At 70.6% G+C, this 12,869-nt stretch carries 10 protein-coding genes; 8 read left to right on the top strand and 2 right to left on the bottom strand.

Annotation, left to right across the window (positions count from 1 at the left end; genetic code table 11):
* Positions 1 to 5: 5 nt before the first annotated feature.
* Positions 6 to 959 (bottom strand): LysR family transcriptional regulator, encoded by a 954-nt coding sequence (locus ACQP10_RS22905; RefSeq protein WP_346022401.1) that lies wholly within the window; start codon positions 957 to 959, stop codon positions 6 to 8.
* Positions 960 to 1,325: 366 nt separating this feature from the next.
* On the opposite strand from ACQP10_RS22905, the gene ACQP10_RS22900 reads away from it, so the two are divergent.
* The 8 genes from ACQP10_RS22900 to ACQP10_RS22865 all read left to right on the top strand — a co-directional run bounded on the left by ACQP10_RS22900 (position 1,326) and on the right by ACQP10_RS22865 (position 11,738).
* A complete protein-coding gene (locus tag ACQP10_RS22900; RefSeq protein WP_433539685.1) occupies positions 1,326 to 3,848 on the top strand; it encodes a collagenase in 2,523 nt (840 codons plus the stop codon).
* Positions 3,849 to 4,685: 837 nt separating this feature from the next.
* The gene (locus ACQP10_RS22895; RefSeq protein WP_346022399.1) at positions 4,686 to 5,621 is read left to right on the top strand and encodes a GNAT family N-acetyltransferase; all 936 of its coding nucleotides are present in this window, start codon (positions 4,686 to 4,688) and stop codon (positions 5,619 to 5,621) included.
* Positions 5,618 to 6,328 (top strand): PIG-L deacetylase family protein, encoded by a 711-nt coding sequence (locus ACQP10_RS22890; protein ID WP_433539684.1) that lies wholly within the window; start codon positions 5,618 to 5,620, stop codon positions 6,326 to 6,328. Before ACQP10_RS22895 ends, ACQP10_RS22890 begins: the two co-directional genes overlap by 4 nt.
* Positions 6,329 to 6,336: 8 nt before the next feature.
* The gene (locus ACQP10_RS22885; RefSeq protein WP_433539683.1) at positions 6,337 to 7,968 is read left to right on the top strand and encodes an ABC transporter substrate-binding protein; all 1,632 of its coding nucleotides are present in this window, start codon (positions 6,337 to 6,339) and stop codon (positions 7,966 to 7,968) included.
* Positions 7,965 to 8,945 carry an ABC transporter permease gene (locus tag ACQP10_RS22880; RefSeq protein ID WP_346022396.1) on the top strand — a complete coding sequence of 327 codons (981 nt, stop codon included), beginning with the start codon at positions 7,965 to 7,967 and terminating at the stop codon, positions 8,943 to 8,945. The genes ACQP10_RS22885 and ACQP10_RS22880 overlap by 4 nt, the downstream gene beginning before the upstream one ends.
* On the top strand, positions 8,942 to 9,772 hold the full coding sequence (locus ACQP10_RS22875) for an ABC transporter permease (protein ID WP_399501390.1): 831 nt from the start codon (positions 8,942 to 8,944) through the stop codon (positions 9,770 to 9,772). Before ACQP10_RS22880 ends, ACQP10_RS22875 begins: the two co-directional genes overlap by 4 nt.
* A complete protein-coding gene (locus tag ACQP10_RS22870) occupies positions 9,769 to 10,752 on the top strand; it encodes an ABC transporter ATP-binding protein (protein WP_346022394.1) in 984 nt (327 codons plus the stop codon). Before ACQP10_RS22875 ends, ACQP10_RS22870 begins: the two co-directional genes overlap by 4 nt.
* Entirely contained in the window at positions 10,749 to 11,738 is a 990-nt protein-coding gene (locus ACQP10_RS22865; RefSeq protein ID WP_399501392.1) for an ABC transporter ATP-binding protein, read from the top strand. Before ACQP10_RS22870 ends, ACQP10_RS22865 begins: the two co-directional genes overlap by 4 nt.
* Positions 11,739 to 11,912: 174 nt before the next feature.
* On the opposite strand, the gene ACQP10_RS22860 is transcribed toward ACQP10_RS22865, so the two are convergent.
* Positions 11,913 to 12,806 (bottom strand): MurR/RpiR family transcriptional regulator, encoded by an 894-nt coding sequence (locus ACQP10_RS22860; RefSeq protein ID WP_346022392.1) that lies wholly within the window; start codon positions 12,804 to 12,806, stop codon positions 11,913 to 11,915.
* Positions 12,807 to 12,869: the final 63 nt, after the last annotated feature.

Below are 12,869 nucleotides of genomic sequence, written 5' to 3'. Positions count from 1 at the left end.
GGTCGTCAGATGAGCGGATGCACCTCGGGATGGGCGTCCCACCAGCGCCGGAATAACGGATTGTCGTCCAGGTGGTCGGTGTACGCGGCGGCGAGGCCGCGGTAGAGCTCCGCCGCCTGCTCGGTGCCCAGCCGGTCCCGGCGCCAGGCCACGGTCAGCTTGGCGGTCTGCGGCTGGCCGGCGAGCGGGCGGACGACCGTACCGGGCGCGGCGGGCCAGGTGGGATCGACCAGGCGGACCCCCAGGCCCGCCGCCACCAGCGGCCGGCCCGCGCCGCTCGGGGCGTCGTAGCGCACGTCGGGCTCGAACCCGGCCGCGCGGCAGGCGGCGCGCAGCGCTGCGAGCGAGCCGTCGTCGGCGCCCGGCGGGCTGATCCAGTGCTCGTCCCGCAGGTCGGAGAGCAGGACCTCCTCCCGTTCGGCCAGCCGGTGACCCTCCGACAGGGCGACGAATATCGGATACCGGGGGACGAGGGTACGGCTGGCGACCGGCGCCGTCAGCGTGATGTCGAACCCCTCGACGACGCCCAGCAGGGCCACGTCGAGCTGTCCCTGCGCGAGCGCCGTGGCCAGCAGCGTCGCCGAGGGCTCGATGCGCAGCGAGATCTCGTGCCCGCGCAGCCTCTCACCGACCCGGTCGACGATGCTCCCCACGCAGGACAGGTGCACGCAGCCCAGCCGGAGGGTCTCCACCGCGGTGGGGACGCGCAGGTCACCGAAGAGCGCGTCCACCTCCGTCAGGACGATGCGGGCGCGGGCGATGACCTGCCGTCCCAGCGGAGTCGGCTGCACGCCGGAGTGGCTGCGCACGAACAGCGCCCCGCCGACGATCTCCTCGACCCGGCGCAGCTGGTTGGTCATGGCCGGCTGGGACAGGCCCAGCCGGGCGGCGGCGCGGGTGACGCTCCCCATCTCCGCTATCGCACAGATCGTACGGAGATGCCTGATGTCGAGCTCCATAGCCAAGAATTATGTGACGGCTGATGACCATCGCATGAACTTCCCGAGCAAACTGCGACGTAAGCGCGCGAACCGGCAAAGGCGCCGGGTCGCGAAACCCATAGCGGGGGAGCCCGCGCCGCCCCACGGCGACGGCCCGCGCCCGGCCGTGAGGTCGCGGAAGACGTGCTCCCCGGTCCCTTCGGGGGCGGAGACCCCGAAGGCCGGCGACCCCCCTGACCCCGTGGGCCGCCGGCCCCCACCCCCCTGACCCGGCTGACCGGACCGATCTCGCGCGCCGTCGTGAACACCCCCCCGGAGGTTCAGTTGTCGATCAAACCGCCCCTCGGTGAACTCGGGAAGCGTCTGCGGTCGCTCCTCACACCCGTGTTCGCCCTGGGAATCGTCCTCCAGCCGCTGGCGGCGTCCCCCGCGGCGGCCGCCGTCCCCGCTCCCGTGGCCGCCCCCGCGACCGCCCGCACCGCCGACAAGCCCCCGCCCGTCGGCGTGGACGCGGCCGACGACGCCCGGCACGCGCAGGCGTCCCCGTTGAAGGTCGAGGCACGCCCCCCGCTGCCGGCGTCGGACGACGCGCTGCGGCGCACCGTCGACACGCCCGCCCGCACGTCGGAGCATCCCCGCCCCTCGGCGAAGTCGGCGAAGACGACGGCCGCCACGGCGGCGTGCAACGTGAGCGACTTCACCGGAAAGTCCGGCAGCGCCCTCGTCCAGCAGATCAAGTCCTCGACCACCGACTGCGTCAACACGCTGTTCAACCTGACCGGCGGTGACGCCTACTCCGCCTTCCGCGAGTCGCAGATGGCCGGCGTCGCCTACGCGTTGCGCGACAACGCCGTCAGCTACCCCGGCGACAACAGCACCGGCACCGCCCAGCTCGTGCTGTACCTGCGGGCCGGCTACTACGTGCAGTGGTACGACTCCGCCACCGTGGGCACCTACGGGCCCACCCTGCAGACCGCGATCCGCGCCGGCCTCGACGGCTTCTTCGGCAGCTCCAGGGCCTTCACGGTCAGCGACGCCAACGGCGAGGTGCTCTCCGAGGCGGTCACCCTGATCGACAGCGCCCAGCAGAACGACCGCTACCTCGGAGTCGTCAAGCGCCTGCTCAACGGCTACGACAGCTCCTACGACGCCCACTGGTGGATGCTCAACGCGGTCAACAACGTCTACACGGTGCTCTTCCGCGGCCACCAGGTCCCGGCGTTCGTCACCGCGGTCCAGGCCGATCCGAGCGTCATCGACACCCTCGGCGCCTTCGCGACGAAGAACCTGTCGCTGCTCGGCACCGGCCGCGGCTACCTGACCTCCAACGCCGGCCGTGAGCTCGGCCGCTTCCTGCAGCACACCGCCCTGCAGGCCAAGGTCCGGCCGATGGCCAAGGACCTGCTCTCCCGCAGCCGGATCACCGGGCCCACCGCCCCGCTCTGGGTCGGCGTGGCCGAGATGACCGACGCCTACGACAAGGCCAACTGCTCCTCCTACGGCACCTGCAACCTGCAGCAGACCCTGGCCGCCAACGTCCTGACCGTCAACCACACCTGCAGCCCCAGCATCAAGATCCGCGCCCAGGACATGACGCCGGCCCAGCTCGCCGACAGCTGCCGCAGCCTCACCAGCCAGGACGCCTACTTCCACAACCTCGTCAAGGACGGCGGCCGCCCGGTCTCCGGCGACAACAACACCACCATCGAGGTCTGCGTCTTCGACTCCAGCACCGACTACCAGACCTACGCCGGCGCGATGTTCGGCATCGACACCGACAACGGCGGCATGTACCTGGAGGGCGACCCGTCCGCCTCCGGCAACCAGCCGAGGTTCATCGCCTACGAGGCCGAATGGGTACGGCCGGCCTTCGAGATCTGGAACCTCAACCACGAGTACACCCACTACCTCGACGGCCGGTTCGACATGTACGGCGACTTCAACGCCGGCGTCACCACGCCGACCATCTGGTGGATCGAGGGCTTCGCCGAGTACGTCTCCTACTCCTACCGCGGGGTCGTCTACGACGCCGCGATCACCGAGGCGGCCAAGCGCACCTACGCGCTCAGCACGCTGTGGAACACCACCTACTCCCACGACACCACCCGCATCTACCGCTGGGGCTACCTCGCCGCGCGGTACATGTTCGAAAAGCACCCCGCCGACGTCGCCACCGTCCTCGGCCACTACCGCACCGGCAACTGGAACGCCGCCCGCACCTTCCTGACCGGCACCATCGGCAGCCGCTACGACAGCGACTGGCAGACGTGGCTGGCGGCCTGCGCCTCCGGCGCCTGCGCGGGCGGCGGGAGCGGCAACCAGACGCCGAGCGCGAGCTTCACCGCCACCGCCACCGGCCTCGCCGTGACCTTCGCCGACACCTCGTCCGACCCCGACGGGACGATCGCCTCCCGCCGCTGGGAGTTCGGTGACGGGGCGACGTCGACCGCGGCCAACCCCTCGCACACCTACGCCGCCTCCGGCACCTACCCGGTGAAGCTCACCGTCACCGACGACAAGGGCGCCACCGGGACGAGCACGCAGCAGGTCACGGTGTCCACCGGCGGAACCGGCACCCCCGAGTGCACCGCCCCCCGGACCGACGAGCTGGGCAGGAACTGCCAGCGCGGCAACGTGTCGGCGGCCTCGGGGAACTACGCCTACTTCTACCTCAGCGTCCCCGCGGGCACCCCGAAGCTGACCATCACCGTCTCCGGGGGCACCGGGAACGCCGACCTCTACTACAGCCCCGCCTCCTGGGCCACCACCACGACCTACACCGCCCGGTCGGCCAACCCGGGCAACGCCGAGACCCTGACCATCACCAACCCACCGGCCGGCTACGTCTACATCAGCCTTCACGCGGCGCAGTCCTTCACCGGAGCCAGCGTCAAGGTCGAGTACTGACGACGGCCTGAACCCCGCCGTGGCCCGCACGTCCCGCCCCGGCGGCCCGGTCCATCCGGCCCGCACGTCCCCCACCGGGACGTGCGGGCCACGGCGGTTCCCGGCGCTCCGAGTCGAACGATTGTCTTTGCGGCCCGCACCGCCGGACGACGAGTCGACCGGAGTACACGCCGCTGGAAAACAGGATGGTTTTCCTGAGGATACAAAAGACGGAAATTTAGATAAATGTCTTAATTTCCAGCAGGGTCATCGTGGGGGGCGTAAAAAGTGGAGTCGTTATCGTCTCGTTACGGATTCGGCGGTGGCGCTGAACGGTGGGACGGACGACCGCTCCGCGTTGGATCGGGCAGCCATGGCAGCAGAATGAGGGCTGGCACGTGGCCGGGCCGGACGGCGCCGAAGTGCCGGCGGTCCAGCGTCGCGATGCCGACCGCGCGGAACTTCTCGGCGACGGCCACGACGAAGGCGTCGGCGGTGCCCGGTGGAAGATCCGCGTACCGCTCTGCATGAGGCGGCGTCTTGGTGCCGCGCCGTGTCGTTCGTCGATGGTTCGTGCCGCCTCCACGCACTTCGCGGGTCTGGCGGCGCCAGGTACTGACGTCGAGTGACAGGGCGTACGAGCACGCACCGAGCGGTCCTCGAACGCCTCCGCCAGGACGGGAAGGACCACCTCGGGCACACCTCGGGCAGGGGCGACCATCCATGGATACCGCAGGAGAAAACAATTTTCAAGGTGTCCGGTTCATTGGAAAATTTCTTCCGAAATCTCCTTGACCTGACCGGTTGACGGTGGGAAAGCTGTGAGAGAAGTGCCGAAAGGTGAAAGGACCGCTCCCCATGGTCACAGTCCGCCCTTTCCGGTCCGGCGATGAGACCTCGCTGGTCAACGCCTGGAACCGCAGCATGTCCGCCGACCCGACGACGTCCGCCTGGTTCAGGGACTGCGTGCTGCTCGACCCCAACTTCGACCCCGAGGGCCTGCGCGTGGCCGTGGACGGGGACGACGTGGTGGGCTGCGCGTACGCCGTCCGCCGCCTGATCCCCCTGGCGCCCGGCACCGACCTGGAGCCGGACGTCGGCTGGATCCCGTTTTTCTTCGTCGTCCCCGAGCGCCGCGGCGGCGGCCTGGGCCGGCGGCTGGTGGGCGAGGCGGTGGCGTTCCTGGAGGGCCTCGGCCGCACGAAGGTGGACTTCTCGTCGTACACCCCCAACTACGTGCTGCCGGGCGCGGACGCCGAACTCTATCCCGGCGGATACCGGCTGCTGGGCGAGCTCGGCTTCCAGACGCTCTACTCGCCGGTCGCCATGGACCGCACTCTCGTCGGCTACCAAGCCCCGTCCGAGGTGCACGAGCTGATCGGCGAGCGCGAGCGCGAGGGGTACGTCTTCCGCAGCCCCGCCGTCGGCGAGCTGCCTGAGCTGATCCGTTTCGCGGCCGACGCCTTCAACCCCGACTGGGGCGAAGCCGTCCGGCGGCACCGCGATCCCGAACGCATCGTTATCGCGAAAAAAGATCACATAGTTGGCTTCGCCCTGTACGCGGCCTACCGCGGCATCCCCGAGCGCTTCGGCCCCTTCGGCGTCGACCCCGGCCTGCGCGGCACCGGCCTCGGCAAGATCCTCCTCCACCTCACCATGACCAGGATGCGCGCCGAAGGGCTGCATTCGTCCTGGTTCCTGTGGACCGGCGAGACCAGCCCGGCCGGCCACCTCTACACCAAGGCGGGCTACGAGATCACCAGAAGGTTCCACGTGATGAGGCGGTCCGCATGACACATGTTCTCGCCATCGGGGCCCACGCGGGCGACCTGGACCTGACCGCGGGCGCCGTGCTCGCCCAGCACGTGCTGCGCGGCGACCGCGCGACGCTCCTGCACCTGACCCTCGGCGAGCGCGGCCACCCGCGCATGACCGTCGCCGACTACGCCAAGCAGAAGCGCGAGGAGGCCGAGACCTTCGCGGACCGGATCGGCGCCGGCGTCAGGTTCCTCGACCACGAGGACGGCCTGCTGCCCGAGGACGACGAGACCAAGATGCGCGTCGGCGACATCATCAGGGAGCTGCGGCCGGACGTGATCCTGACGCACTGGAGCGCCTCCATCCACAAGGACCACGCCCGCACCCACCGGGTCGTCGAGGACGCCCGCTTCTACGGCGGTCTGAAGACCCTGGAGCGCGAGCATCCGGCCTACTGGGCGAACGAGCTCTACTACGCCGACAACTGGGAGGACGCCGAGGGCTACGCGCCCGACGTGTTCGTCGAGCTGAGCGAGGAGGCGTACGAACTGTGGTCACAGGCGATCACCGGCTACGCCTACGCCAGGGGCGAGACCTACGGCTTCCCGTACGTCGACTACTACCGCGCGCTGACGATCGTGCGCGGCGCGCCGGCCGGGTTCGGCCGCGCGCAGGCCTTCGCCGCCCCGAAGGGCTCGCGGCGGCTGCGCACGAAGTACTTCGGGAAGGGGGCCTCCGCATGAGGCGGCCGATGAGCCGACCGGCGAGCCGGATCGCGGCGGTGCTGGCCGCGCTGGCGCTGGCGGGATGTTCCGGTGGCGGTGGCGGTGCCGGCGGCGGTGGCTCCGCCGGGAGCGGGGACGCGCCGCCGCTGGTGATCCACGCCGTGGACGCGGGTACGTTCCAGGAGGACTTCAACCCGTACCACCTCGAAGGCGTGAACTTCGGCACCAGCGGGATGATCCACGAGACCCTCATGTACTTCAACAAGCTCAAGCCGGGGGAGATCACGCCCTGGCTGGCGCTTGACCACAAGTGGTCGAACAAGGGCAGGTCGGTGACGTTCACGCTGCGGCCGGGCGTGAAGTGGTCCGACGGGCAGCCGTTCACCGCCGACGACGTGGCCTTCACGTTCCAAATGCTGAAGAAGCATCCGCAGCTCAACAGGAACGCGCTGGAGATCGAGGGAGCCGAGGCGCTCGCGCCCGACAAGGTGCGCCTCGACTTCGGCAACACCTCGTACGCCAAGCTCTTCAACATCGCCGGCAGCTCGCCCATCGTGCCCAAGCACGTGTGGGAGAAGGAGAAGGACCCGTCCACCTTCACCAACCCCAAGCCGGTCGGGACGGGGCCGTACACGCTGTCGAAGTTCTCGGCGCAGCTGTACGAGCTGGTCAAGAACCCGTCCTACTGGCAGCCGGGCAAGCCGGAGGTGCCGGTGCTGCGGTTCCCGGCGTACACGGCCAACGCCCTCCAGACGGCGCTGCGGCAGGGTGAGGTGGACTGGGCGGGCGCGTTCGTGCCGGACATCCAGAAGATCTACGTGCAGGGCAAGCCGGAGCAGAACAAGTTCTACTTCCCGCCGGAGGGCGTGGTGACGCTGCTGCCGAACCTGACCGACCCCGTGCTGGCCAAGCCCGAGGTGCGCGCCGCCATGAGCCTCGCCATCGATCGGGACAAGATCGTCCGGGTGGCCGAGCGGGGATACACCAAGGTCGCGCACCCGACCGGCGTACCGATGCCGGGCGGGGAGGCGTACGTGCCGCCCGAGTACCGCGACGCCGCCTACAAGGTCGACGTCGAGAAGGCCAAGGAGCTGCTCAAGGACGTCGATCCGGCGCAGCTGAAGTTCACCCTGCTGGTGCCGTCGCCGTTCACCGACTGGGTGAACGCCGCCCAGCTCATCCGCGAGGACCTGGCCAAGATCGGGATCACGGTCGAGACCAGGGGAGTGGCGTTCCAGGACTGGGTGTCCAAGGTCGGCAAGGGCGACTACGACCTGTCGATCAGGGCCACCGCGTCCGGGCCGACCCCGTACTTCCAGATGCGCTCGATGCTCTTCGGCGGGCTGGCCAAGCCCGTGGGCGAGGCCGCCACCGGCAACTACGAGCGGTGGAAGGACACCGAGACCGACAGGCTGATCGACGCGTACGCCGCAACCGAGGACGAGACCGAGCAGCAGAAGGCCACCCAGGGCCTGAGCAGGATCATGATGGAGAAGGCGCCCACGCTGCCGCTGTTCTACAGCCCGTCGTGGGCGCAGTACCGGACCGACAAGTACGTGGGCTGGCCCTCCGAGCAGGACCCGTACGCGATGCCGTCGCCCTATACCTCGCCCGACGCGGCCGTGGTGCTGCTGCACCTGAAGCCGGCCGGCAATTGAGGTTCCTGGCCCGGCGGCTCGGTTTCTACCTCCTGACGGCCTGGGCCGCCATCACGCTGAACTTCCTGATCCCCCGGCTCATGCCGGGGGACCCGGTGGAGCTGCTGGTGGCCCGGATGAAGGGGAACGTCGACCCGGCCGCCATCGACGCGATGCGCAGGGCGTTCGGCATCAGTGACGCCAGCCCGTGGCGGCAGTACCTGGACTATCTGGGCAACCTCGCTCATGGCGAGCTGGGCCGCTCGATCACGTTCTTCCCCACCGAGGTCTCGACGGTGATCGCGGACAGCCTGCCGTGGACGGTCGGGCTCGTCGGCGTCGCCACGCTGATCAGCTACCTGATCGGCACCTCCCTGGGCGTGATCATGGCGTGGAAGCGCGGCACCTGGCTGGACGGGGTGCTGCCGGCGGCCACGTTCATGCACGCGGTGCCGTACTTCTGGGTCGCGCTGGCGCTGGTGTTCGTCTTCGGGGTGACGTTGCAGTGGTTCCCGGTCAGCCGGGCGTACGGGCTGGACGTGATGCCGGGGCTGACCGGTGAGTTCGCGGGGAGCGTGCTCTACCACGCGACGCTGCCGGCGATCACGATCGTGCTGGCCTCCATGGCCGACCGGATCCTCGGCATGCGCAACGTCATGGTGACCACGCTCGGCGAGGACTACGTGGTGATGGCCGAGGCCAAGGGGCTGACCTCGCGCCGGGTCATGTGGGCCTACGCCGCCCGCAACGCGATCCTGCCGAACATCACCAGCTTCGCGCTCTCGCTCGGCTTCGTGGTGGGCGGCTCGGTGCTGACGGAGATCGTCTTCTCCTACCCCGGCATCGGCTCGATGCTGCTCAAGGGCGTGGAGAACGAGGACTTCCCGCTCATGCAGGGCATCTTCCTCGTCATCTCGCTGGCCGTGCTCGTCGCCAACTTCCTGGCCGACCTGGCGTACGTGGTGCTCGACCCCCGGACCAGGCAGGAGACGGAATGAAGATCAAGATCGGGGCCGGGATCCTGGTCTTCTTCGCGCTGATGGCCGTCCTCGGGCCGCTGCTCATCGGGACCGATCCCGCCGCCACCAGCGAGGACGGGCTCCAGGGCCCGTCGGCGGAGCACTGGCTCGGCACCACGCAGACCGGGCAGGACATCCTCGTCCAGATCGTGTACGGCGCCCGCGTCTCGCTCGGCGTCGGCGTGCTGTCGGCGCTCATCGCCACGGTGCTGGCGGTCGCGGTCGGCCTGGTCGGCGGCTACGTCGGCGGCGCCGTGGACGAGGCACTGTCGGTGCTGACCAACATCTTCCTCGTGCTGCCCGCCCTCCCGCTGATCATCGTGCTGGCCGGCTATCTCCCGCAGCGCGGCGTGGCCTCGGTCGCCGTGGTGATCGCGGTGACCGGCTGGGCCTGGGGCGCGCGGGTGCTGCGCGCCCAGACCCTGTCGGTACGCCGGCGCGACTACGTCCAGGCCGCCAGGGCGAGCGGCGAAGGGCCGCTGCGGATCGTCTTCTACGAGATCCTGCCGGTCCTTCTGCCCGTCATCGCCACCAGCTTCCTGGCCACCGTGGTCGCGGCGATCCTGGCCGAGGCCGGGCTGTCGTTCCTGGGCCTGGCCGACCTGTCCACGGTGAGCTGGGGCAGCATGCTGTACTTCGCGCAGAACGGGCAGGCGCTGCTCATCGGGGCCTGGTGGTGGTTCATCCCGCCCGGCCTGTGCATCGCGCTCATCGGCACCGGCCTGGCCCTGGTGAACTTCGGCATCGACGAGATCGCCAACCCGCGGCTGCGCACGATCAAGGCCCCCCGGAAGGCACGCGCATGAACGTCCTGGAGATCCGCGGCCTCGGGGTGGACTACCTGTCCGGCTCCGGAGCCGTGCACGCGGTGTCCGGCGTCTCGCTCGACCTGCGCCGCGGCGAGATCCTGGGCCTGGCGGGCGAGAGCGGGAGCGGCAAGTCCACGCTGGCGAACGCGGTGGCCCGGCTGCTGCGCCCGCCCGCCTCGATCACGTCGGGGTCGGTCGTCTATCGCCGCCAGGACGGCTCGGCCGTGGACGTGCTCGCCCTGGGCGGGAACGAGCTGCGCGCCTTCCGCTGGAAGGAGCTGGCGGTCGTCTTCCAGAGCGCCATGAACTCCCTCAACCCGGTCATCACCGTGGGCGCCCAGATCGACGACGTGCTGCGCGTCCACGCGCCCCGCATGTCCCGCAACGAGCGCACCGAGCGGTCGGTGGAGCTGCTGCAGCGCGTCGGCATCAGCGCCGACCGCCGCCGCTCCTACCCGCACGAGCTGTCAGGGGGCATGCGCCAGCGTGCCGCCATCGCCATCGCGCTCGCGCTCAACCCCGAGATCATCATCATGGACGAGCCGACGACCGCGCTCGACGTGGTGGTGCAGCGCGACATCCTCGCGGAGATCAGGGCGTTACGGGAGGAGTACGGCTTCGCGGTCGTCTTCATCACCCACGACCTGTCCCTGCTCATGGAGATCTCCGACAGGATCGCCATCATGTACGCGGGCCGGGTCGTGGAGACCGGGACGGCCAAGGCGCTGCACCGGGCGCCGCGGCATCCGTACACGCTGGGGCTGCTGCGCTCGTTCCCCCGCCTGCGCGGGCCGCGCGAGGAGCTGCTCGGCATTCCCGGAGTCCCGCCCGACCTGCGCTCGCCGCCACCGGGCTGCGCCTTCCACCCCAGGTGCGCGATGGCGGTGGCGGAGTGCTCCGAGAGCCTGCCCGTGCTCAGGGCGGAGGCGGACGGTGAGGTCGCGTGCCTGCTCAACGACGGGAGGGGAGTGTCATGAGCATCCTGGAGGGGCGCAACCTCACCAAGCACTTCACCGCCGCCCGCGGTCCCCGAGGCCGCTTCGGCAAGCGGCCGCCGGTGCGGGCGGTGGAGGACGTCTCGATCGCGCTGCGGGCCGGCTCGGTGACGGCGCTGGTCGGGGAGAGCGGCTGCGGCAAGAGCACGGTCGCGCGGCTGCTGGCCCAGGTCTATCCGGTCACGTCCGGCGAGGTGCTGCTGCGCGGCGAGCCGGTACGCGCCCACCGCGGCGCCGCCTTCAAGGAGTACCGGCGCCAGGTCCAGCTCATCTTTCAGGACCCCTTCGCCTCCTTGAACCCCTTCCACCGGGTCCGCTACCACCTGGCCAGGCCCCTGCGCCTGCACGGGCACGCCCGCTCCGACGCCGAGGAGCGCGAGCAGGTCGCCGAGCTGCTCGAACGCGTCAGCCTCACCCCGGTCGAGCAGTTCATGGACAAAATGCCGCACGAGCTGTCCGGCGGTCAGCGGCAGCGGGTGGCGATCGCGCGGGCGCTGGCGGTGCGGCCCATCGCGCTGATCGCCGACGAGCCCGTGTCGATGCTGGACGTCTCCATCAGGCTCGGCGTGCTGCGGCTGCTGGAAGGGCTGGCGCGGGAGAACGGGCTGGCGCTGCTCTACATCACGCACGACATCGCCAGCGCCCGTTACTTCGCCGAGGACATCACGGTCATGTACGCGGGACGGCTGATCGAGAGCGGGCCGAGCGAGGAGCTCACGCAGTCGCCGCGGCACCCGTACACGCGGCTGCTGCTGGAGTCGGCGCCGGATCCCGACCGGGTGGCGCCGCCCGCGGGCGAGCGGCACGGCGAGCCGCCCAGCCTGATCGACCCGCCGGGCGGCTGCCGGTTCCATCCGCGCTGTCCGGTGGCGTTGCCGGTGTGCTCGACCGAGGTGCCGGGGCGTACGGAACTGGGCGAGGGACGCTGGACGCACTGCTGGCAGGCCGGCACGGCGCTCAGCCGCTAGACCCGCCCGCCGTCCGGAGGCTCAGGACCCGGCCCACCCGGAGATGCGAACCCGTGCTTTTACCGGCTTGCCAGGTTCTTCGGGTTCCGTGTGCCGGCGGCTCCGTACGGCGAGCGGCCGACCCGGGCGGCCCCACCGTACCTGGAGGACGCGACCGGCCGGTGCCGCCCCGGTCTACCTGTTGCGGCGGCGGGTGTCGGCGACGTACTCGTCCACCACGTCCCGGGTCGCCCGCAGCGCCGCCTCCGAGGTCTCGAAGGTGCGCTGGGCGATGCCGACGAAGATGCAGTCGACGATCAGCAGCTGGCTGATCCGGCTGGCCAGCGCGCCGGGCCGGAACGCGGTCTCCCGGCCCGCCGAGACCAGGACGTGGTCGGCCAGCTCCGCCAGCGACGAGCGCGGGTTGTTGGTGATCGCGACCGTGGCCGCGCCCGCCTTGCGCGCCACCCGCATCGGCGCCAGCACGTCCGGCGTCTCCCCGGAGGTGCTCACCCCCACCGCCACGTCCTGCGCCCGGAGCAGGGCCGAGCTGGTCAGCGCGAGGTGGGAGTCGGTGAACGCGTGGCCGGACAGGCCGATGCGCATCAGCTTCTGCTCCATGTCGACCGCGACGAGCCCGGAGGCGCCCACGCCGTAGACGTCCACCCGGCGGGCCGCGGCGACGGCCTCGATCACCGCGCCCAGCCGGTCGGGGTTCAGCTGGGCCGAGGTGTCGGCCAGTGCCTCCGACTCGGCCCTGGCCACCTTCGCGATCACGTCGGTGAGCGGGTCGTCGGGCCCCAGGTCGCCGGGGACGAGTCGCTCGGGCTCCTCCCTGGCCACCGCGGCGGCCAGGGCGAAGCGGAGCTGGGAGTAGCCGGCGAAGCCCAGGGCGCGGGCGGTGCGCACGATCGTGGCCTCGCTCGTCCCGGAGACCGCGCTGAACTCGGTGATCGTGCTGCGGGCCACCATTCCCGGGTCGTCGAGGATGAGGCGGGCGATGGCCTGGGCGGCCGGCGTCAGCGACGGCAGGACGGCCCGCACCGTGGCCACCAGGTTCCCCGGTGTGGGGTCGTCATGGTCGTTCATCAATTACCTCCAGCGTGGAGACCCGGTCCTCAGGCCGGAGGTCGCCGCCCGGCTCGCCGCTCC

It is taken from the genome of Streptosporangium sandarakinum (assembly GCF_050942225.1).
GTDB lineage: Bacteria > Actinomycetota > Actinomycetes > Streptosporangiales > Streptosporangiaceae > Streptosporangium > Streptosporangium nondiastaticum.
This window is presented reverse-complemented; position numbering and strand designations above follow the sequence as displayed.

Bases quoted from the DNA above. Each gene is read 5' to 3' on its own strand.
- ACQP10_RS22905 (WP_346022401.1), bottom strand. From the start codon at position 959: ATGGAGCTCGACATCAGGCATCTCCGTACGATCTGTGCGATAGCGGAG.
- ACQP10_RS22895 (WP_346022399.1), top strand. From the start codon at position 4,686: ATGGTCACAGTCCGCCCTTTCCGGTCCGGCGATGAGACCTCGCTGGTC.
- ACQP10_RS22890 (WP_433539684.1), top strand. From the start codon at position 5,618: ATGACACATGTTCTCGCCATCGGGGCCCACGCGGGCGACCTGGACCTG.
- ACQP10_RS22885 (WP_433539683.1), top strand. From the start codon at position 6,337: ATGAGCCGACCGGCGAGCCGGATCGCGGCGGTGCTGGCCGCGCTGGCG.
- ACQP10_RS22875 (WP_399501390.1), top strand. From the start codon at position 8,942: ATGAAGATCAAGATCGGGGCCGGGATCCTGGTCTTCTTCGCGCTGATG.
- ACQP10_RS22870 (WP_346022394.1), top strand. From the start codon at position 9,769: ATGAACGTCCTGGAGATCCGCGGCCTCGGGGTGGACTACCTGTCCGGC.
- ACQP10_RS22865 (WP_399501392.1), top strand. From the start codon at position 10,749: ATGAGCATCCTGGAGGGGCGCAACCTCACCAAGCACTTCACCGCCGCC.
- ACQP10_RS22860 (WP_346022392.1), bottom strand. From the start codon at position 12,806: ATGAACGACCATGACGACCCCACACCGGGGAACCTGGTGGCCACGGTG.